Origin of the sequence: Acidovorax radicis N35, assembly GCF_000204195.1 — a bacterium.
Taxonomy (GTDB): domain Bacteria; phylum Pseudomonadota; class Gammaproteobacteria; order Burkholderiales; family Burkholderiaceae_C; genus Acidovorax; species Acidovorax radicis.
On sequence record NZ_AFBG01000019.1, the window covers coordinates 239,617 to 260,001 of the forward strand.

Annotated in this window: 20 protein-coding genes and 1 tRNA gene; 14 read left to right on the forward strand and 7 right to left on the reverse strand. The window is 61.8% G+C overall.

Features of this window, described 5'->3' with window-relative positions:
• Nucleotides 1–135 precede the first annotated feature (135 nt).
• Complete coding sequence (locus tag ARADN35_RS0110895) at nucleotides 136–414, reverse strand: hypothetical protein (RefSeq protein WP_010461981.1); 279 nt, start codon at nucleotides 412–414, stop codon at nucleotides 136–138.
• Nucleotides 415–486: 72 nt separating this feature from the next.
• Here ARADN35_RS0110895 and hemA point away from each other — a divergent pair, with 72 nt between their 5' ends.
• From hemA to paeA, 7 genes are all read left to right on the forward strand, one after another.
• Nucleotides 487–1,803, forward strand: a complete 1,317-nt coding sequence (gene hemA, locus ARADN35_RS0110900) for a glutamyl-tRNA reductase (protein WP_010461984.1) — start codon at nucleotides 487–489, stop codon at nucleotides 1,801–1,803.
• 115 nt (nucleotides 1,804–1,918) lie between these two features.
• Nucleotides 1,919–3,031, forward strand: coding sequence for a peptide chain release factor 1 (prfA, locus tag ARADN35_RS0110905; RefSeq protein WP_010461986.1), 1,113 nt, complete (start codon nucleotides 1,919–1,921; stop codon nucleotides 3,029–3,031).
• Between the two features lie 73 nt (nucleotides 3,032–3,104).
• Entirely contained in the window at nucleotides 3,105–3,938 is an 834-nt protein-coding gene (gene prmC / locus ARADN35_RS0110910; protein ID WP_010461987.1) for a peptide chain release factor N(5)-glutamine methyltransferase, read from the forward strand.
• Nucleotides 3,939–4,223: 285 nt separating this feature from the next.
• Complete coding sequence (locus ARADN35_RS0110915) at nucleotides 4,224–4,931, forward strand: DUF3053 family protein (protein WP_010461989.1); 708 nt, start codon at nucleotides 4,224–4,226, stop codon at nucleotides 4,929–4,931.
• Between the two features lie 74 nt (nucleotides 4,932–5,005).
• A complete protein-coding gene (gene grxD / locus ARADN35_RS0110920; protein WP_010461991.1) occupies nucleotides 5,006–5,329 on the forward strand; it encodes a Grx4 family monothiol glutaredoxin in 324 nt (107 codons plus the stop codon).
• A gap of 179 nt (nucleotides 5,330–5,508) precedes the next feature.
• On the forward strand, nucleotides 5,509–6,516 hold the full coding sequence (locus tag ARADN35_RS0110925; RefSeq protein ID WP_010461994.1) for an AAA family ATPase: 1,008 nt from the start codon (nucleotides 5,509–5,511) through the stop codon (nucleotides 6,514–6,516).
• 119 nt (nucleotides 6,517–6,635) lie between these two features.
• Nucleotides 6,636–7,985, forward strand: a complete 1,350-nt coding sequence (gene paeA / locus ARADN35_RS26205) for a polyamine export protein PaeA (protein ID WP_010461995.1) — start codon at nucleotides 6,636–6,638, stop codon at nucleotides 7,983–7,985.
• A 126-nt stretch (nucleotides 7,986–8,111) separates the two neighbouring features.
• Here paeA and ARADN35_RS0110935 read toward each other — a convergent pair whose 3' ends face one another.
• Complete coding sequence (locus ARADN35_RS0110935; RefSeq protein ID WP_010461998.1) at nucleotides 8,112–8,804, reverse strand: lytic transglycosylase domain-containing protein; 693 nt, start codon at nucleotides 8,802–8,804, stop codon at nucleotides 8,112–8,114.
• Complete coding sequence (locus ARADN35_RS0110940; RefSeq protein ID WP_010462000.1) at nucleotides 8,801–10,543, reverse strand: proline--tRNA ligase; 1,743 nt, start codon at nucleotides 10,541–10,543, stop codon at nucleotides 8,801–8,803. Before ARADN35_RS0110940 ends, ARADN35_RS0110935 begins: the two co-directional genes overlap by 4 nt.
• 92 nt (nucleotides 10,544–10,635) lie before the next feature.
• Between ARADN35_RS0110940 and ARADN35_RS0110945 the strand changes: the two genes are divergently transcribed.
• A complete protein-coding gene (locus ARADN35_RS0110945; RefSeq protein ID WP_010462003.1) occupies nucleotides 10,636–11,304 on the forward strand; it encodes an RNA pyrophosphohydrolase in 669 nt (222 codons plus the stop codon).
• A 94-nt stretch (nucleotides 11,305–11,398) separates the two neighbouring features.
• Here ARADN35_RS0110945 and proB read toward each other — a convergent pair whose 3' ends face one another.
• The 4 genes from proB to rplU all read right to left on the reverse strand — a co-directional run bounded on the left by proB (nucleotide 11,399) and on the right by rplU (nucleotide 14,461).
• Nucleotides 11,399–12,538, reverse strand: coding sequence for a glutamate 5-kinase (gene proB, locus ARADN35_RS0110950; protein WP_010462005.1), 1,140 nt, complete (start codon nucleotides 12,536–12,538; stop codon nucleotides 11,399–11,401).
• A 92-nt stretch (nucleotides 12,539–12,630) separates the two neighbouring features.
• On the reverse strand, nucleotides 12,631–13,701 hold the full coding sequence (gene cgtA / locus ARADN35_RS0110955; protein WP_010462007.1) for an Obg family GTPase CgtA: 1,071 nt from the start codon (nucleotides 13,699–13,701) through the stop codon (nucleotides 12,631–12,633).
• 174 nt (nucleotides 13,702–13,875) lie between these two features.
• Nucleotides 13,876–14,133: a 50S ribosomal protein L27 gene (rpmA, locus tag ARADN35_RS0110960; RefSeq protein WP_008905145.1), complete on the reverse strand. Its 258-nt coding sequence runs from the start codon at nucleotides 14,131–14,133 to the stop codon at nucleotides 13,876–13,878.
• 16 nt (nucleotides 14,134–14,149) lie between these two features.
• Entirely contained in the window at nucleotides 14,150–14,461 is a 312-nt protein-coding gene (gene rplU / locus ARADN35_RS0110965) for a 50S ribosomal protein L21 (protein WP_010462012.1), read from the reverse strand.
• A gap of 225 nt (nucleotides 14,462–14,686) precedes the next feature.
• On the opposite strand from rplU, the gene ARADN35_RS0110970 reads away from it, so the two are divergent.
• The 6 genes from ARADN35_RS0110970 (at nucleotide 14,687) to coaE (ending at nucleotide 20,349) form a co-directional block, all read left to right on the forward strand.
• Nucleotides 14,687–15,616 carry a polyprenyl synthetase family protein gene (locus tag ARADN35_RS0110970; protein ID WP_050812516.1) on the forward strand — a complete coding sequence of 310 codons (930 nt, stop codon included), beginning with the start codon at nucleotides 14,687–14,689 and terminating at the stop codon, nucleotides 15,614–15,616.
• Nucleotides 15,617–15,659: 43 nt separating this feature from the next.
• Nucleotides 15,660–15,736 (forward strand) — tRNA-Pro (locus tag ARADN35_RS0110975).
• Between the two features lie 132 nt (nucleotides 15,737–15,868).
• Complete coding sequence (gene pilB, locus ARADN35_RS0110980; protein WP_010462014.1) at nucleotides 15,869–17,608, forward strand: type IV-A pilus assembly ATPase PilB; 1,740 nt, start codon at nucleotides 15,869–15,871, stop codon at nucleotides 17,606–17,608.
• An 18-nt stretch (nucleotides 17,609–17,626) separates the two neighbouring features.
• A complete protein-coding gene (locus ARADN35_RS0110985; RefSeq protein WP_010462015.1) occupies nucleotides 17,627–18,844 on the forward strand; it encodes a type II secretion system F family protein in 1,218 nt (405 codons plus the stop codon).
• Entirely contained in the window at nucleotides 18,844–19,725 is an 882-nt protein-coding gene (locus ARADN35_RS0110990) for a prepilin peptidase (RefSeq protein ID WP_010462016.1), read from the forward strand. Before ARADN35_RS0110985 ends, ARADN35_RS0110990 begins: the two co-directional genes overlap by 1 nt.
• Nucleotides 19,726–19,728: 3 nt before the next feature.
• Complete coding sequence (gene coaE, locus ARADN35_RS0110995) at nucleotides 19,729–20,349, forward strand: dephospho-CoA kinase (RefSeq protein ID WP_010462017.1); 621 nt, start codon at nucleotides 19,729–19,731, stop codon at nucleotides 20,347–20,349.
• The last annotated feature ends 36 nt before the right edge of the window (nucleotides 20,350–20,385 follow it).

Here is a 20,385-nt window from a genome sequence, read left to right on the forward strand (position 1 = left end):
AGTCAGTGTTATGGGTGTGCGTCCTTCAGCGGCGGACCATGGGGCGACGCCGCCGAAGAGGCACCAAGGCTAGCAGACACCAGGGCGCCAGAGCCCCTTCCACCGGCCCTCGCAAACCCTCAGGAGGGCAGGCGCTCAGGCCTTCCAGCCCCGCACCAGAACCCACTGGCAGGTTGCACAGACCACGACCAGGGCAGCGTAGGTCAGCATCTTGCCGTCACGCCCCCACACCACAAGCCCTGCCAGCAGCGTGGCCAGCCCGAACCCAAAAACAACAGCGGCATGCAGCCACCCCGAGAGCGTTGCGGGCGCCTTGGAGTGGATGAAACGCCTTGAAAGCACCAGCAGCAGCGCCATGGCGGCGGCAGGTGCCGCAAAATTGAGCAGGTGGTTGAAAACGTCCAGAGGACCCATGGAATTGACCCAAATCAAGGCTTGAACAAGCAAGGCCGCCTGTTCGGGCCAACAATTTTATAATCGGTGACTATGGCAGTCTGGGCCCTCGGCATCAACCACACCACCGCGCCGCTCGATCTGCGTGGCCGGTTCGCGTTCGCGCTCGACCAGATCGCCCCCACATTGCACGGTTTGCGCCAGTCGCTGGGCACCACCAGCCGCCACCCCGGGGTGGAAACCGCCATCATCTCTACCTGCAACCGCACCGAAATCTACTGCGCGGGCGAGCAGGCCGCCATGGACCATACGCTGGGCTGGCTGGCCCAGAGCGGCGGTGTGAGCCCCGCGCTCCTGCGCTCGCACTCCTACACGCTCGAAGACAGCCTGGTCGCGCGCCACGCCTTCCGCGTGGCCAGCGGGCTCGACTCGATGGTGCTGGGCGAAGCCCAGATCCTGGGCCAGATGAAGGATGCCGTGCGCGCCGCCGAGACGGCCGGAGCCCTGGGCACCACGCTCAACCAGTTGTTCCAGCGCAGTTTTGCCGTGGCCAAGGAGGTGCGCACCAGCACCGAGATCGGCGCCCACAGCATCAGCATGGCCGCCGCCGCCGTGCGCCTGGCCAGCCAGCTGTTTGAAGACCTCGGCAAGATCCGCGTGCTGTTTGTGGGCGCGGGCGAAATGATCGAGCTGTGCGCCACGCACTTCGCTGCCAAGAACCCCAAGCAGATCGCCATTGCCAACCGCACACTGGAGCGCGGCGAGAAGCTGGCCACCCGTTTTGGCGGCGAGGTGATGCGCCTGGCCGACCTGCCCGAGCGCCTGCACGAGTTCGACGCCGTGATCAGCTGCACCGCCAGCAGCCTGCCCATCATCGGCCTGGGCGCTGTAGAGCGCGCCCTCAAGAAGCGCCGCCACCGTCCCATGTTCATGGTCGATCTGGCCGTGCCGCGCGACATCGAGCCCGAGGTCAAGGCCCTGGGCGACGTCTACCTGTACACCGTGGACGACCTGGCCAGCGTGGTGCAGACCGCCCAGGCCAACCGCCAGGCCGCCGTGGCCCAGGCCGAGGCCATCATCGACGCCGGCGTGCAGAGCTTCATGCACTGGATGGAGCTGCGCAGCCCCGTGGGCGAGACCGGTGGTGTGGTGCCGCTGATCCAGCAGCTCAACGCGCAGACCGACGAGTGGCGCGCGCTGGAGATCGCACGCGCCAAGAAGCTGCTGGCCAAGGGCGAGGATGTGGACGCCGTGCTGGAGGCGCTGTCGCGCGGCCTCACGCAAAAGATGCTGCACGGCACCCTGGCCGAGCTGCGCGCGGGCGATGCCGAAGTGCGCGCCCAGACGGCCCAGACCGTCTCGCGCCTGTTCCTGCGCTCGCAAAGCAAGACCCCCCACAACGGCCTGTAGCGGCGCTCGCCCGCTCCACAGCCCGCCCCGATTTCAATCAAAATCGGCCCCTAGCGCTTTATCCACAAGCGCCACCAGCTACAAAATCAGTAGCAACCCCCTTTTCCAGAATTCCATGAAACCCTTTCTCCGAAGCCAGCTGGAGCGCTATGCGCAGCGCCTGGGCGAACTCGACTTTCTGCTCTCGCGCGAAGACATCATGAGCGACATGGCGCAGTACCGGCGCATCTCCGTCGAACATGCCGAGGTCACACAGGTGGCGGGGCGCTACGCCCGCTACCAGCAGCGCGAAGCCGACCTGGCCGGCGCCCGCGAAATGCTGGCCGATCCCGACATGGCCGAGATGGCGCAGGAAGAAATCACCAGTGCCGAAGCCGAACTGCTGCAGCTCGCAGACGAACTGCAGCGCCTGCTGTTGCCCAAGGACCCCGACGATGCGCGCAACGCGTTCGTCGAAATCCGCGCCGGCACGGGCGGCGACGAATCGGCCCTGTTCGCGGGCGACCTCACGCGCATGTACACCCGCTACGCCGACCGCGTGGGCTGGAAAGTGGAGATCGTGAGCGAGAACGCGGCCGAACTGGGCGGCTACAAGGAAATCGTGCTGCGCATCGAAGGCCAGCCCGGAACGGGCCCCTCCGGTAGCGGTGTCTACGGCACCCTCAAGTTCGAATCCGGCGGCCACCGCGTGCAGCGCGTGCCTGCCACCGAAACACAAGGCCGCATCCACACCAGCGCCTGCACCGTGGCCGTGATGCCCGAGCCCGACGAGCACGAGGCCATCAAGCTCAACCCGGCGGACCTGCGCATCGACACCTTCCGCGCATCCGGCGCGGGCGGCCAGCACATCAACAAGACGGATTCGGCCGTGCGCGTGGTGCACTTGCCCACCGGCATCGTGGCCGAATGCCAGGATGGCCGCAGCCAGCACGCCAACAAGGCCAAGGCGCTGCAGGTGCTGCAGGCGCGCATCCAGGAAAAGGACCGCAGCGAGCGCGCCGCCAAGGAGGCCGCGCTGCGCAAGGGCCTGATCGGCAGCGGCGACCGCAGCGACCGCATCCGCACGTACAACTTCCCGCAGGGCCGCCTGACGGACCACCGCATCAACCTCACCTTGTACAAGCTGCTGTACGTGATGGAAGGCGACTTGGCCGACGTGCTGCAGGCCCTGGCCCACGCGCGCGAAGCCGAGCAGCTGGAAGAGCTGGAGATGGGCACCACGGGCTGATTTCTACCCAAAATTTGAACAAAATTGGCCTCTGGCGCTTGATGAGAAAGCGCCAGAAGCTATCAAAATAGTAGTGAACAACACCTCCCCCACCCTGGCCCAGGCACTGAACCAGGCCCGCACCCTGGGCCTGGACCGCATCGATGCGCAACTGCTGCTGCTGCACGCCCTGGCCCGCCCGGATGCAGGCCGCGCCTGGCTGCTGGCGCACGACACCGACACGATGGATGCGGTCGTGCACGGCCAGTTCATTGCGTTGTGCCAGCGCCGCGTGGCGGGCGAACCCGTGGCCTACCTCACCGGGCGCAAGGAGTTCTATGGCCTGCCGTTGCAGGTGGATGCACGCGTGCTGGACCCGCGCCCGGACACCGAGACGCTGGTGGACTGGGCGCTGGAGGTGATCGCCCCTCTGCCCGCACCGCAGGTGGTGGACCTGGGCACCGGCAGCGGCGCGATTGCACTGGCCCTGCAGAGCCAGCGCCCCACCGCGCAGGTGATGGCCGTGGACGCCAGCACCGATGCCCTGGCCGTGGCCCGGGCCAATGCCGACCGGCTGGGCCTGCACGTTCGGTTTGCACAGGGCAACTGGCTCACCGAGGTGCATGGGCGCTTCGACGCCATCGTCTCCAATCCGCCCTACATCGCCAGTGCCGACCCGCACCTGGCCGCTCTCACGCACGAACCGTTGCAGGCCCTTGCCAGTGGCGCCGATGGGCTCGACGACATCCGCACCATCGTCGCTCAGGCGCCCGGCTGCCTTGCGCCGGGCGGCTGGTTGCTGCTGGAACACGGCCACGACCAGGCACAGGCGGTGCGCGATCTGCTGCAGCGTGCAGGCTTCAGCACGGTGGCCAGCAGGCGCGATCTGGCAGGCATCGAGCGCTGCACAGGTGGTTGCTGGGCCTAGCAGGCTGCCGGACTTGGGAGTCGTCGGCTGCAAATCGGCCGCAGCGGAATGGCTCTCTTCCCACCAACTGTTACAAACAAAGCCCGACGCCGCGGTGTGGGCAATTCAATAATCACCGGCACCCGCTGCGGGGCAACACCTTGCCGCCACCGCTTCGGACGGCGCCCGTGTGATCGATCGGTGCCGTGCCATCCGCGCCAGGCACCCTCGGACGCTCCAGCCGCCCGCACATTTCTTCCCCGTGGCCTGCGGCTTTGGACTGCCGCCATTTTTTTGCGAGACACCATGCTTCACATTGCTTCGCGCCGCACGGCGTTGACCCGCCTGAGCGCGCTTTCTCTGGGCGCCGCCCTGACCCTGAGTGGCTGCGGCTCGGAGCCCGGCGAGCGCAAGGCGTTCATCGAGTTCCTGCAGACCCGTGTGCTCAACACCCCGCGTGCCGCCGTGCCCAAGCTGAACGAGCAGCAGCGCAAGGCGTTCGGCGCGTATGCAGCGCACTACGACATCATTACGGGCTTCAACCAGGAAATGACCGATGCGCCCCTGACCCGCATGATGGCCGCCATGCAGAACATGCGCTCGCTGCCTCAGCTGCTGGCCAAGCGCACCGAGGTGGGCGAACTCCTGGCCCACGTGCCCCAGGCCCAGCAGGACGTGAAAGCGCGCATCGACCGTGCCACGGCCGCCAAGAACGCTTTGAGCCAACCCGATGACCTGAAGGCGGTCTACGACGCCGCCTTCGACAAACTGGTGACCCAGCTCGGCGGGATGATGCTGCAGTTGCTACCGCCCATGCAAGGCATGCTCGCAGCCGCCATGGACCTCGCGACCTACGTGGAGCAAAACCCCAAGGAGGTGCAGATCGTGGGTTCCAGCGTCCAGGCGACCACCCAGGCCAGCCTGGACAAGGTCAGTGTCCTGCTCAAGAAGCTGGAGAGCGAAGCGGCTTCGGTGGCCAAGATGGAAACCGCACTGCGAAAGTTGACAGGCTGATATGCACACGCCAGCCCACTTGAAACAGGGATAATGCAGCCCCATCTGCGCACAAAACCCCTACGGAAGTCCCCATGAGCGATACCCAACAACGCATCGACGCCCTCGTGAAATCCAGCGAGATCCTGCTGTTCATGAAGGGCAACGCCAGTTTCCCCATGTGCGGCTTTTCGGGCCGCGCCATCCAGATCCTGAAGGCCTGCGGCGTGGACCCCAAGAGCGTGGTCACCGTGAACGTGCTGGAAGACGAAGAAATCCGCCAGGGCATCAAGGAATACAGCAACTGGCCCACGATTCCCCAGCTCTACGTGAAGGGCGAGTTCATTGGCGGCTCGGACATCATGATGGAGATGTACGAGTCGGGCGAACTCAAACAGGTGCTGGGCACCGAGGCCTGATCTCTCCCGGAGACATCCCCTCAAAAAAAGGCCGCCATCGGGCGGCCTTTTTGCTTTTGGGCATTTGATTTTTGGGTGTTCCTGCAACAGGGGCACCAATCGGGGGCTTATCCGATATTGCCGCAGGCATGTTGTGTGCTTGAATGATTGCGTGACCTCACATCACAAAGGAGCATGCAATGACCAGCCATAGCCTTGTTCCCCAACCCCCGGCCCTGCGCCTACCGGTGGCCCAGATGCGCAATGTGTTCCACCCCGGCGATGTCGAGCGCAAGCTCGCACGGCTGCAGGAGTCCGGCAACCAGCGCGAATACGAAACCCTGCGCACCGTCTACGAGCGCATGCTGGAGCGTGGCCCGGAGCGCTTTCAGGTCAAGCCCTCGGGCATCCCCGACATGGCCAGCCTGTACGAGCAGTTGCCCAACTTCACCGAGGTGCTGGACGACGTGAAGCGCCATGTGGCACTGGCACAAGACAGCAGCGATGGCCTAGAGGTCACGCCCATGCTGCTGCTGGGCCCGCCCGGCATCGGCAAGACCCACTTTGCGCGCCACCTGGCCGAGCTGTTGGGCACGGGCATGAACCTCTTGCCCATGAGCTCCATGACCGCAGGCTGGCTGCTGTCGGGCTCGTCCGCGCAGTGGAAGGGCGCCCGCCCCGGCAAGGTGTTCGAAGCGCTGGTGGAGGGCGAATACGCCAATCCTGTCATCGTGGTGGACGAAATTGACAAGGCCAGCACCGACGCCCAGTACGACCCGCTGGGCGCGCTGTACAGCCTGCTCGAACACGACACGGCGCAAAGCTTCACCGACGAATTTGCCGAGGTAGCCATCGATGCCAGCCAGGTGATCTGGATCACCACGGCCAATGACACACGCGGCATTCCCGACCCCATCCTGAACCGCATGAACGTCTTCGAGGTAGAGGCCCCCACGCTGGAGCAGGCGCGCACCATCGCCCGTATCTTGTACCAGGGCATCCGCGCGGGGCACGACTGGGGCCGCCTGCTGGACCCCGAGCCGCTCGATGATGTGCTGGACCACCTCGCACAGATGCCCCCCCGCGAAATGCGGCGTGCACTGATGACGGGCTTTGGCAATGCGCGGCTGGACCGCCGGTCCACCGTGGAGATCACCGACCTGCCCAAGGCGACGTCAGGGCGCGGCCGCATCGGCTTCGTGCAGTAGCCGCCACAAGGTGCGTGGGGGCCCGCTGCGCATGCGCGGCCCCGGTATCCGGGCGCGGGGCGCCCAGATACACTCAAGAGGCCGGTGAGCCACGGCCTGTGCTCTGTCGTCACCCTCCCATGACCCTGTCCCAAAGCCTTTTCGTCATCGGGCTGCTGATTGCAGCCAGCGCCTTCTTTTCCATGGCCGAGATATCGCTCGCCGCAGCGCGCCGCCTGCGCCTGCGGCAGATGGCCGACGAAGGGGATGCCCGGGCGGACCAGGTGCTGCGCATGCAGGAGCAGCCAGGCGACTACTTCACGGTGGTGCAGGTGGGGCAGAATGCCGTCGCCATCCTGGGCGGTATCGTGGGCGAAGGTGCCCTGAGCCCGCACTTCAGCGCACTGTTCGGCCTGTGGCTGTCCGAGTCGAGTGCACAGAAGGTGGGCTTTCTCGCCTCGTTCCTGGTCATCACCTCCCTGTTCATCCTGTTTGCGGACCTGTTCCCCAAGCGCCTGGGCATGGCCGAGCCCGAGCGGCTGGTGGTGCGGCTGGCACAGCCCATGGCCTGGTGCATGGCCCTGCTGCGCCCCGTGGTGTGGTTCTACAGCCGGGGGGCGGATGCGCTGTTCCGGGTGTTGGGCATGTCGTCGCTGCGAGACGACCGCATCACCTCGGACGACATCCTGGCGATGATGGAAGCAGGTGCGCGTGCCGGAGTGCTGGCCGCCCGCGAGCAGCAGGTCATCACCAACGTGTTTGAGCTAGACACGCGCATGGTGTCCAGCGCCATGTCGCCACGCGACCGCATTGCCTTCTTTCTGCGCGACGAGCCGGACTCCGTCATCCGCCTGCGCATCGCCGCCGAGCCGTTTTCAACCTACCCCGTGTGCGAGCGCGACATCGACCACGTGGTGGGCTACGTGGACGCAAAAGACCTGTTCCAGCGAGTGCTGAACAACCAGCCGATCTCGCTGGCCGACGACAGCCTGGTGCGCAAGGTGCTCATCGTGCCGGACCGGCTGACCCTCTCAGAGGTGCTGGAGCAGTTCCGCCAGGTGCACGAAGACTTTGCCGTGATCGTGAACGAGTACAGCCTGGTGGTGGGAGTGGTGACGCTGAACGACGTGATGAGCACCGTGATGGGCGACCTGGTGGGCCCGGCAGACGAAGAGCAAATCGTGCGGCGCGATGAAAACTCGTGGCTCATTGACGGCGTGACGCCGGTGGAGGACGTGCTGCACGCACTGTCGCTGGACGAACTGCCCCACGCCGAGGAATACGAAACCCTCGCGGGCTTCCTGATGGTGATGCTGCGCCGCGTGCCACGGCGCACCGACAGCGTGAGCTGGGGCGGCTACAAGTTCGAGGTGCTGGACGTGGACAGCTACCGCATCGACCAGGTGATGGTGTCCCGCCTGGGAGCCCCCCAGTCAGAAGGCTCTACCCCGGTCATCCAGGTAGACAGCACCACGCCGGCTTCGAAATAGGCCTGCCTGCGAATTGGCCCCGCAGGCCCGCGGAAGCTGATTGCCTCTGTTACCCGCTGAATACAAGCCAAATTGGCCCCTAGCGCTTGATAGATAAGCGCTAACAGCTATACAAATAGTAGCAATTCAAGCGGCAGGCAGTTGTGGTTTTTCGCCAAACAGCCAGTTGCGCTGTGCGCCAAACACGGCGTCCGGATAGGGCGAACGGCCTCGGCTGCCGTTGTAGCGACCCAGCGCCATGAACAGGTCGCCCCGCTCCCGGTCGATGTAGTGCCGCAGGATCACGCAGCCAAAGCGCAGATTGGTCTGCATCTGGAACAGCTTGCCGGCATCCCCGTCTCCAATCACCCGTGTCCAGAACGGCATGACCTGCATATAGCCGCGCGCACCCACGCTGGAGACCGCGTATTTTCGGAATGCGCTCTCCACCTGGATCAGGCCCAGCACCAGGGACACATCGAGCCCGGCGCGCTTGGACTCGTACCACGCGGTTTGCAGGAAATCGCGGCGGACCTCCCACTCGGGCTTGCGACGGCGCAGGCGGTCGCTCATCGCGGCCAGCCAGCGCACGTAGTGAATGCGGGCCTCGGTGGTAAAAAAATGCGGCTCTGGCGGAGCCTGGTTGGCAATGGCCGAACTCAGTGCGGTGCGCACGGAATCCATCAAGGGTTCCTCCAGTTGCCCACCCGCATGCGCCAGCGAAGGCGTCGCCAGCCACACCGCTGGCGCCGACAGGGCAGCCAGGCATGCGCGCCGGGACACGCCGCCCCCGTCCTCGAGGGGCGTACTTGCCGCAGAAACCAGCCGCGCCCCGTTCATACCGCCATGCGGCCCTTCACGTGGGCCAGGATGTCTGCCGTGGCCACCTTGGTGGCCGCTGAGTCGCGGCGGTGCTGGTACTCGACCACACCCTCCTTGAGACTCTTGTCGCCAATGGTCACGCGGTGTGGCACACCGATCAGCTCCCAGTCGGCAAACATGGCACCGGGGCGCTCGCCCCGGTCGTCCAGGATCACGTCGACGCCCGCAGCCAGCAGGTCGGCGTAGAGCTGCTCGGCCGTGGCCTTGACGGCCTCGCTGCGGTCCATGCCCACGGGGCAGACCACCACGGTGAATGGGGCAATGGCGTCGGGCCAGATGATGCCGCGCTCGTCGTGGTTTTGCTCGATGGCCGCAGCGGGCAGGCGCGTGACGCCAATGCCGTAGCAGCCCATTTCGAAAAATGCGGGCCGGCCATCGTCGCCGAGGAAAGTCGCGTTCATGTCCTTGCTGTACTTGGTGCCCAGGTAGAACACGTGGCCCACTTCGATGCCACGCTCGATCGCCAGTTTGCCCTTGCCGTCGGGCGAGCGGTCGCCCGCCACCACGTTGCGCAGGTCTGCCACCGCATCGGGCTCGGGCAGGTCGCGACCCCAGTTGACGCCCGTGATGTGGAAATCGACCTCATTGGCCCCGCAGATCCAGTCGGCCATCAAGGCCACCTCGCGGTCCACCACGATCTTCAAAGGCTTCTTCAAACCGATCGGCCCCAGATAACCCGGCTTGCAGCCAAAGTGCTCCTCGATTTCGCCCAGCGTGGCAAAACGGAAACCCGCCAGGCCCGGCACCTTGGCCACCTTGATCTCGTTCATATCGTGGTCGCCACGCAGCAGCAGCAGCCACACCTGGGTCTTGACGATCTCGCCCGCCTCGTTGGTTTCGTCCGTGGCGAGCACCAGCGACTTCACGGTGGTCGCGAGCGGCACGCTGAGCAGCTCTGCGACGTCGGCACAGGTGCTCTTGCCCGGCGTGGCTGTCTTGGTCAGCGCCTGCGTGGCAGCGCCGCGTGGACCGGCGGGGGCCAGGGCTTCGGCCTTTTCCATGTTGGCGGCGTAATCGCTCTCTGGGCAATAGACGATGGCGTCCTCGCCCGTGGCGGCGATCACCTGGAACTCTTCGGAAAGGTCACCACCGATGGCACCGCTGTCGGCCGCCACGGCGCGGTAGGTCAGGCCAAAGCGGTCAAAAATGCGGCGATAGGCTTGCGCCATGACCTGGTAGCTGGCCTTGGCCGCCGCCTGGTCGCGGTCAAAGCTGTAGGCGTCCTTCATGATGAACTCGCGGCCACGCATCAGGCCAAAACGTGGGCGGCGCTCGTCGCGGAACTTGGTCTGGATCTGGTAGAAATTCTTGGGCAGCTGCTTGTAGCTCTTGAGCTCCTGGCGTGCGATGTCAGTGATCACTTCTTCGCTGGTGGGCTGCACCACGAAGTCGCGTCCGTGGCGGTCCTGGATGCGCAGCAACTCGGGGCCCATCTTGTCGAAACGGCCCGTTTCCTGCCACAGCTCAGCGGGTTGCACCACGGGCATGGTCAGCTCCACGGCACCTGCACGGTTCATTTCCTCGCGCACGATGGCTTCCACCTTGCGGATCACCCGCAACCCCATGGGCATGTAGTTATAGATGCCAGCGCCCAGCTTCTTGATCAGCCCCGCCCGCGTCATGAGTTTGTGACTGACCACTTCGGCATCCGCCGGAGCTTCCTTGAGGGTGGAAATAAAGAATTGGGAGGCTTTCATCGGAATCGATTGCAGGCAGAACGGGGCCGTCCACTTGCTGCGCGCTAGGCGCCGTGCATAATGGACACAGTTTAAAAATTTGGGGTTTGATTATGCTTGACCGGGACGGCTTTCGGCCGAACGTCGGCATCATCCTGCTCAACCAGAAAAACCAGGTGTTCTGGGGCAAACGCATACGCACCCACAGCTGGCAGTTTCCGCAGGGTGGCATTGACCGGGGCGAGACCCCCGAGCAGGCCATGTTCCGGGAATTGCATGAGGAAGTGGGCTTATTGCCCAACCACGTACGCGTGGTGGCCCGCACCCGGGACTGGTTGCGCTATGAGGTGCCTGACCGGTACATCCGCCGCGATGCACGCGGACACTACAAGGGCCAGAAACAAATCTGGTACCTGCTTCAACTGGTGGGCCACGACTGGGACCTGAACCTTCGTGCCACCAACCATCCAGAATTTGACGCGTGGCGCTGGAACGACTACTGGGTTCCGCTGGACGTGGTGGTCGAGTTCAAACGTGGCGTATATGAAATGGCGCTGACGGAACTAGCCCGCTTCCTGCCTCGGCACGAACAGCGCAACCGCTATCTGCGCAGCGGCATGCGCACGCGCGAGGGCGAACACGCGGGCACCATGTTCCGGACGGGGTCCATGCTGATCAATCCGGGCATGGAGCTTCCCCCAGGGGCCAGTTTCGATCCCGACCCGCAGAACAGTGTGCCTGGGGAGCTGGATGGCCTGCCCACGGTCACTATGCCGCGTTAAGCCAGTAAGGTTCTTCCGTTAACGTCGAAGCTCCATGAAAAACGCCTGCAAATAGCAGGCGTTTTGCTGTGCAGAGGCTGTTCGTGCTTCGCGCTCAGCTTGTGGTCAGCACCATGTTGTCGCGATGCACCATCTCGGGCTCTGCCACGTAGCCGAGCAGCTTCTCAAATTCGGTCGAAGGCTTGCGGCACAACATCCGGGCCTCGGCTGCTGCATAGTTGGCCAGGCCACGGGCAATTTCGGTACCGGATGCATCTCGCACTGCAATCACGTCCCCGCGGGAAAAGTCGCCCTCGACCGCTGTCATTCCGATGGGGAGCAGGCTCTTGCCTTCATCACGCACCTTGGCGGCAGCCCCGGCGTCCACCACCACCGAACCCCGCAGCTGTAGGTGGTCGGCCATCCACTGCTTGCGGGCCTGCTTCTTCTGCGTCTGGGCCACGAGCAAAGTGCCCAACGCCTCGCCACGCACGAGGCGGACGAGCACATCGGACTCGCGCCCCCAGGCAATTACCGTCGATGCGCCCGAGCCAGCAGCCCGCTTGGCTGCCAGGATCTTGGTGATCATGCCGCCCTTGCCGATGCTGGAACCCGCGCCGCCGGCCATGGCCTCCAGTGCCGGGTCGCCCGCCTTGGCTTCGTGGACAAACTGCGCCGATGCATCACGGCGCGGATCGGCCGTGTACAGCCCCTTCTGGTCGGTCAGGATGATCAGCGCATCGGCCTCCACCAGATTGGCCACCAGGGCACCCAGCGTATCGTTGTCGCCGAACTTGATTTCGTCGTTGACGACGGTGTCGTTCTCATTGATCACCGGCACCACGCCCAGGCGCAGCAGCGTGAGCAGTGTCGAACGGGCGTTCAGGTAGCGCTCGCGGTCAGCCAGGTCCGCATGGGTGAGCAACACCTGCGCGCTGCCCATGCCCTGCTCGCGCAGCTTGGTTTCGTACATCTGCGCCAGCCCCATCTGCCCGACGGCCGCGGCGGCCTGCAGCTCGTGGACTTCGTGCGGCCGCGTGGTCCAGCCCAGGCGCTTCATGCCTTCGGCAATGGCACCGCTGGACACCATCACAACCTCGCGCGGCGCGCCGCCGTCGCCACGCACCAGAGCCGCCAGCTGGCGGCTCCATTCACCAATGGCGGTTTCGTCCAGGCCACGCCCCTCATTGGTCACAAGACTGGAACCCACCTTGACCACGATGCGGCGGGCATCTCGCAATACGCTGGAAACCATTTTTTTAGTGCTTTTGGCCACTAGCGCTTGTTTATCAAGCGTCAATAGCTATTAAAAATATAGCAATCAAATCCGATTAGCCCTGTGACGAATCAGGCAGGAGCATCTCCGGCAAAACGAGGATCAATTTCCACCGGCTCGTTCTCCACCCGCTGCTCAGACTGCACGTGGCGGAAGATGGCATGGATCAGCGGCTCGCAGCCTTCGCGCGTGAGGGCAGAAATCTCGAAGACGGGCCCTTTCCACTTGAAGCGCTTGACGAAGTCCTTCACCCGCGCTTCCCGCTCATCGGTGGGCACCATGTCCAACTTGTTCAGGACCAGCCAGCGCGGCTTGTTGTACAGCTGCTGGTCATATTTCTTGAGCTCGTTCACGATGGCCTTGGCCTGGGCCACGGGGTCCACCGCGTCATCGAAGGGCGCCAGATCGATAATGTGCAGCAGCAGGCGGGTGCGCTGCAGGTGGCGCAAGAACTGGTGTCCGAGACCCGCGCCCTCCGAAGCACCTTCGATCAGCCCCGGAATATCAGCCACCACAAAACTCTGCTCGGGACCCACGCGCACGACACCCAGGTTGGGATGCAACGTGGTGAACGGGTAGTCCGCAATCTTGGGGCGGGCGTTGGACACCGCCGTGATGAAGGTCGATTTTCCTGCATTGGGCATACCCAGCAGGCCCACGTCGGCCAGCACCTTCAACTCCAGCTTCAGGTTCTTCTTCTCGCCAGGCCAGCCCGGCGTCTTCTGGCGCGGGGCACGGTTGATGGCGCTCTTGAAGCGCATGTTGCCAAAACCGCCATCCCCACCCTTGGCGATGGTGATGACTTCGCCCGGGTTGAGCAATTCGTACAGCACTTCGCCTGTTTCAGCGTCGGTGATGATGGTGCCCACGGGCATCTTGAGGGTGATGTCGGTGCCGGCAGCACCGAACATGTCCGATCCCATGCCATGCTCGCCACGCTTGGCTTCATGCCGTCGCGAATAGCGAAAATCCACCAGGGTGTTCAGATTAGGATCAGCCACCGCAAACACATGCCCGCCGCGCCCACCGTCTCCCCCGTTGGGACCGCCGAACTCCTTGTACTTTTCATGCCGGAAAGACACGCAGCCATTGCCACCATCGCCTGCGGCAATGTCAATAAAGGCTTCATCGACGAACTTCATGGAATATCCAGTTTACAAAAGGGCGCAGCACCCACGTCAGACTGCCAAATTCAGTTGGGACTGCGGAACGCCTTGAAGGCGCTGTCTGCACGCACGTGGCCGCGCCACATCGTACAGACCAAACAACAAAGCCCCGGCAAAGCGGGGCTTCGATGGCTACCAGAGGGGTGAACCTCAGGCAGGAGTCACATTGACCGTGGACTTGGACAACGCACCCTTGGTACCGAACGACACATGACCGTCCACCAGAGCGAACAAGGTGTGATCCTTGCCCACACCGACATTGTTGCCGGGGTGGAAACGCGTGCCACGTTGACGCACGATGATCGAGCCAGCGCTGATCAGTTCACCACCGAACGCCTTGACACCAAGCATCTTTGGCTTGGAATCGCGCCCGTTTCGCGTAGAGCCGCCGCCTTTTTTCTGTGCCATGACTCAGCTCCTTCGATTAAGCAGCAATCGCACCGATTTGCAGCTCAGTGAACTGCTGGCGATGGCCTTGGCGTTTTTGATAGTGCTTGCGACGGCGCATCTTGAAGATGTGCACTTTGTCGTGCTTGCCGTGGGCCACGACAGTGGCTTTCACGGTTGCGCCGGACACCAGGGGCGTACCGATCTTGAGTTCAGCGCCGTTGCCGACTGCCAAAACCTGATCGATCACAATTTCCTGGCCTACGTCCGCAGCAATCTGTTCTACTTTAATTTTTTCGCCGGAAGCAACGCGATACTGCTTGCCGCCGGTTTTTATGACCGCGTACATGTTGACCTCTTGATATGAGTTCTGCAGACGAATTTCCGCAGAGCCCAAGAGTATAACGCATAGCTCGCCAAAGCGCCAATCCCTTCGCGCCCGCAGCGCGACACCCTTGCACGTCGTCGCAGAGCACCTTCGGGGGTTCCTATAATCCGGGCTCTTTCTGTGACCACCATCTTGACTGACCACACCGCCCCCGCAGCATCCCCCATCCTGCTCGTTGCACAAGACATGCACGAGGTCGACAAGGTCATTGGTCAGCGCCTGACATCCAGCGTTCCCCTGGTGGCCCAGATATCGCAGTACATCATTGCTGCGGGCGGGAAACGCCTGCGACCCGCCCTGCTGCTGATGGTGTGTGGCGCCTTGGGCTATCGGGGGGCACATCGGCACAGCCTTGCGGCCGTCGTGGAACTGATCCACACCGCCACGCTGCTGCACGACGATGTCGTTGACGCATCCACCCTGCGCCGGGGCCGCCCTACCGCCAACGAAACTTTTGGCAACCCTGCCAGCGTGCTTGTTGGTGATTTTTTGCACACCCGCTCCTTCCAGATGATGGTCGAGGCAGGCAGCATGCGGATCATGGAAATACTTTCGGAGGCCACCAACGTGATCGCCGAGGGGGAGGTTCTACAGCTGATGAACATGCACGACGCCTCGCTCGACGAAGCGGGCTACCTGCGCGTCATTCGCTCCAAGACTGCCAAACTTTTTGAAGCGAGTGCGCGCCTTGGTGCGGTACTCGCCGAAAGCCCCCCCGAGGTTGAAGAAGCATGTGCAATCTACGGGCAAGCACTAGGCACAGCTTTCCAGATCATTGACGACGTCCTTGACTACGACGGAGACGCGACAGAGATGGGGAAAAACCTGGGCGACGATCTGCGCGAAGGCAAGTCCACCCTCCCCCTGATTGCGGCCATGGAACGCGGCACGGCGAGCCAGGCGCGCGTGGTGCGCGAAGCCATTGAACAAGGCTCCACCGATCAATTAGCGGACATAGTCCAGATCGTTCGCGAGACCGGCGCCCTGGAAGTCACCCGGGCAGCCGCGTCCGCGGAAGCCCGCCGGGCCATGGCTGCTGCAGAGCAATTACCGGCGAATGAATATTCAGCAGGTTTGCTAGAATTGGCAGCACAGTTGCTCATACGACGCAACTGAAACACTCATTACATCGACTCTTGGGTGCAATCTAGTGGGCACGCGGGGTGTAGCTTAGCCTGGTAGAGCGCTACGTTCGGGACGTAGAGGCCGGAGGTTCGAATCCTCTCACCCCGACCATAAATACAAGCGCATTTCTAACAATAGCACTGCTTCTGTGGTGCTGTTGCCAATATCGGTCACTGTACAGCCTGCAGATGATCGGTGATGATAGGATGGTTTCTTTTCCACACCTAACACATTACCGGTTACATGGCCGCTGTCGATACTGTCCCCAAAGAAGCCTCCGCAGTGGCCCTTCCCGGATTGGGCAGGGCCCTGATGTCTGCTGGCAAGCTGACCCAAAAGGCAGCAGAGGACATTTACAAAAAATCACAACTTAGCCGAACCAGCTTTATTGCCGAGTTGACTGGCTCCGGCGCGGTGTCTGCCGCCGACTTGGCCCACACCGTATCGGCCGTTTTTGGCGCACCCCTGCTGGATTTGGAAGCGATTGATCCGCTGCGACTCCCCAAAGAACTCCTGGACAGCAAGATATGCCAAGCATATCGGGTTGTTGTTCTGAGCAAGCGCAATAATCGCCTGATTGTCGCTACAGCAGATCCGACCGATCAGGAAGCAGCAGAGAAAATAAAATTCACCACCCAAATGGGGGTGGATTGGATTATTGCCGAGTACGACAAGCTCAGCCGATTGGTAGAGGCAACGACCAAATCGGCCAGCGAGTCCTTGGAAACACTGACGAGTGGCGGTGGTGATTTTGAATTTGACGATGCTCCCATCGAGGAGGCGCCAGACAATAACGACACCGGTGCCGGTGACGTAGAAGATGCTCCCATCGTCAAGTTCTTGCACAAGATGCTGCTGGACGCATTCAACATGCGTGCCTCGGATCTGCACTTTGAACCTTACGAGCACCAATATCGCGTGAGATTCCGGATTGATGGGGAACTCCGCGAAATCGCATCCCCTCCAATAGCCATTAAGGACAAGCTCGCCTCTCGTATCAAGGTGATTTCTCGGCTAGATATTTCTGAAAAACGGGTTCCGCAAGACGGGCGCATGAAATTGAAGGTAGGCCCGGACAGAGTGATTGATTTTCGGGTCAGCACCCTCCCCACACTGTTTGGCGAAAAAATTGTTATCCGTATTCTGGACCCCAGCAGTGCGAAGCTGGGGATCGACGCATTAGGCTATGAACCTCAGGAAAAGGAACGGTTGCTCGAAGCCATTGGGCGCCCCTATGGAATGATCTTGGTCACCGGGCCAACCGGCTCTGGCAAAACCGTGTCCTTGTATACCTGCTTGAATCTTCTGAATAAGCCAGGAGTCAACATCGCCACGGCTGAGGACCCCTCAGAAATTAACCTCCCGGGAGTCAACCAGGTCAATGTCAACGAGAAGGCTGGCATGACCTTTGCGGTAGCTCTCAAATCCTTCCTGCGGCAAGATCCCGATATCATCATGGTCGGCGAAATTCGCGACCTGGAAACTGCTGATATTTCCATCAAAGCTGCACAGACGGGCCATTTGGTACTGTCGACACTTCACACCAATGATGCCCCCACCACCCTGACACGTATGCGCAATATGGGAATTGCACCTTTTAATATTGCCTCCAGCGTCATTCTCATTACGGCGCAGCGCTTGGCACGACGGCTGTGCCCGGTCTGCAAAGCACCAGCCGACATACCGCACGAATCGCTACTAGAGGCGGGGTACAAGGAAGAGGAAATTGACGGAAGTTGGGTAACTTACCGCCCGGTAGGCTGTTCCGCATGCAATAACGGGTACAAGGGGCGGGTCGGCATTTACCAGGTCATGCCAATCTCCGAGGACATTCAACGGATCATTTTGCGCGACGGCAGTGCACTGGAAATCGCCGAGCAAGCCAGGGCAGAAGGCGTTCGCTCGCTCCGCGAATCGGGCCTGCACAAGGCAAGGCTGGGCTTCACTTCGCTGGAAGAAGTGCTTGCCGTCACCAACGAATAACAAGCTAGAGGGACCAGCATGGCAACCGCTGCATCAAGGGATATCAAGGAATTTGTTTTTGAATGGGAAGGCAAGGATCGCCATGGCAAGGTGGTGCGCGGAGAAGTGCGTGCATCCGGCGAAAACCAAGTGCAAGCCACCCTGCGCCGCCAGGGCGTTTTCCCCACAAAGATCAAGAAGCGCCGGATGCGTTCTGGCAAGAAGATAAAACCCAAAGACATTGCGTTGTTTACCCGACAACTCGCCACAATGATGAAAGCGGGGGTTCCTCTCTTGCAGTCGTTTGATATTGTGGGACGCGGTAACACCAACGCCAGCGTTACCAAACTTCTGAATGACATCCGCTCCGACGTTGAAACAGGTACTTCGCTGAATGCTGCATTCCGCAAGCATCCCATGTATTTTGACAGCCTCTACTGCAACCTTGTAGAAGCCGGCGAGGCGGCCGGTATTTTGGAAGCTCTGCTCGACCGGTTGGCCACCTACATGGAAAAAACGGAGGCCATCAAGTCGAAAATCAAATCAGCTTTGATGTACCCTATATCTGTGGTGATTGTGGCTTTTGTGGTCGTTACAGTGATCATGATTTTTGTAATCCCAGCATTCAAGGAGGTTTTCAGCTCGTTCGGCGCGGACTTGCCCGCACCCACCTTATTTGTAATGGGGATCAGTGAAATTTTCGTGAAATGGTGGTGGTTGATATTTGGTGTGATTGGTGGTGGATTTTTCTTTTTCATGCAAGCCTGGAAAAGAAATGAAAAAATGCAGATGTTTATGGATCGGATTTTATTAAAATTGCCGATTTTTGGTGCCCTGATTGAAAAATCATGTGTTGCACGTTGGACTCGCACTTTGTCCACCATGTTCGCTGCCGGGGTACCCCTCGTAGAGGCGCTCGACTCTGTGGGCGGGGCCTCTGGAAATTCCTTGTACTCCATGGCAACTGAAAAAATCCAACAGGAAGTTTCCACAGGCACCAGTCTCACCGCAGCCATGGGCAATGCAAATATTTTCCCATCCATGGTCCTTCAGATGTGCGCCATTGGGGAAGAATCCGGCTCCATTGACCACATGCTGGGCAAGGCCGCCGATTTTTATGAGGCAGAAGTGGATGAAATGGTGGCGGGCTTATCGAGCCTGATGGAGCCCATCATCATTGTGTTCCTGGGTACGCTGATCGGCGGCATCGTCGTCTCCATGTACCTTCCTATCTTCAAACTTGGTCAAGTTGTGTAATGGAGATGGCGGCTTGGTGGGACGCAAGTCTGGGTGGGGTATTGGGACTTCTGATCGGTAGTTTTCTCAATGTGGTTATTTACCGGCTTCCCAAAATAATGGAACGCCAGTGGGCTGAGGAAGTGCGGGCAGCGCAGGTGCTGGGCGGGCAAGAAGATGTGCATCCATCTGCCCCCTCTGACCATGAGCGGTTCAACCTCATGGTTCCCCGCTCCCGCTGCCCGTCGTGCGGGCACATAGTGCAGTGGTACGAGAACATCCCCGTCCTGAGCTACCTTTTTCTGCGCGGCCGCTGTTCGGCGTGCAAGACACGGATATCGGTACGCTACCCGTTGGTCGAGATGGCGACCGGGGCCCTGTTCTTCCTTTGTATTCAGCGTTGGGGCATGACGCCTACGGGCTTTGTCTGGTGCGGCTTCTCGGCAGCGCTGATTGCCTTGGCGTTCATTGACTGGGATACCACCCTGCTCCCTGACGACATCACCCTTCCCCTGCTTTGGGCCGGACTGCTCGCTTCTGCCCTGCAATGGATTGAGGTGCCCTTGTACGCCTCGGTGCTCGGAGCAGCCGCGGGGTACCTTTCACTCTGGCTGGTTTACTGGGGATTCAAGCTGGCCACGGGGAAGGAAGGCATGGGTTATGGGGACTTCAAGCTGTTTGCGGCGTTGGGGGCCTGGTTTGGCTGGCAAGCACTGGTGCCTATCATCCTGATGTCTTCGGTCATCGGTGCAATCATCGGCATTGCGATGAAAGTCTTCAGCAGCCTGCGTGAAGGCGGCTACATTCCTTTTGGCCCCTTCCTCGTCGGCGCGGGATTTACGGCCATGGTGTTTGGGCCCAATGCCATCCTTGACGCCGTGCTGAATCTTTTGGGACTGTGAACGATGAACCCGCGCAAGCGCCCCTTGCGCCTTGGCTTGACCGGAGGCATCGGCAGCGGCAAGAGCACCGTGGGCAGCATGCTGATCTCACTGGGTGCCAGCCTGATTGATGCAGACCAGCTGGCCCGGGACGTCACCGGTCCACACGGCGCGGCCATGGATGCAATCCGGGAGACTTTCGGGGCTGACTTCGTGGATGCCACCGGGGCACTGGACCGCGCACGCATGCGCGTTCTGGCCTTCAGCCACCCCGAGGCCCGGGCCCAGCTCGAAGGGATCGTGCACCCCCTGGTCACCCTCCACAGCAATACCCTGGCCCAGCAGGCCATGGACCACGGCCATGCCTTGATCGTGTTTGACATCCCGCTGCTGGCGGAATCCAGCCGATGGGCCCGCAGGCTGGATGCGGTCGTGGTGGTGGATTGTTCTGCGGAAACCCAGATTGAGCGTGTCATGCAGCGCAACGGCCTCACGCGGGAGGTGGTGCAGGGCATCATCGCCTCACAGGCCAGCCGCGCGGCACGGCGGGCGGTGGCGGACGCCGTGATTGCCAATGACAAGGATTGCTCGATGGAGGACCTGCACGCGCAGACGCGGCAGGTGGCGGCGCTGTTCGGGCTATGATGCGAGCGAAACCGTTTGTGCTTTCACTCCATGCCG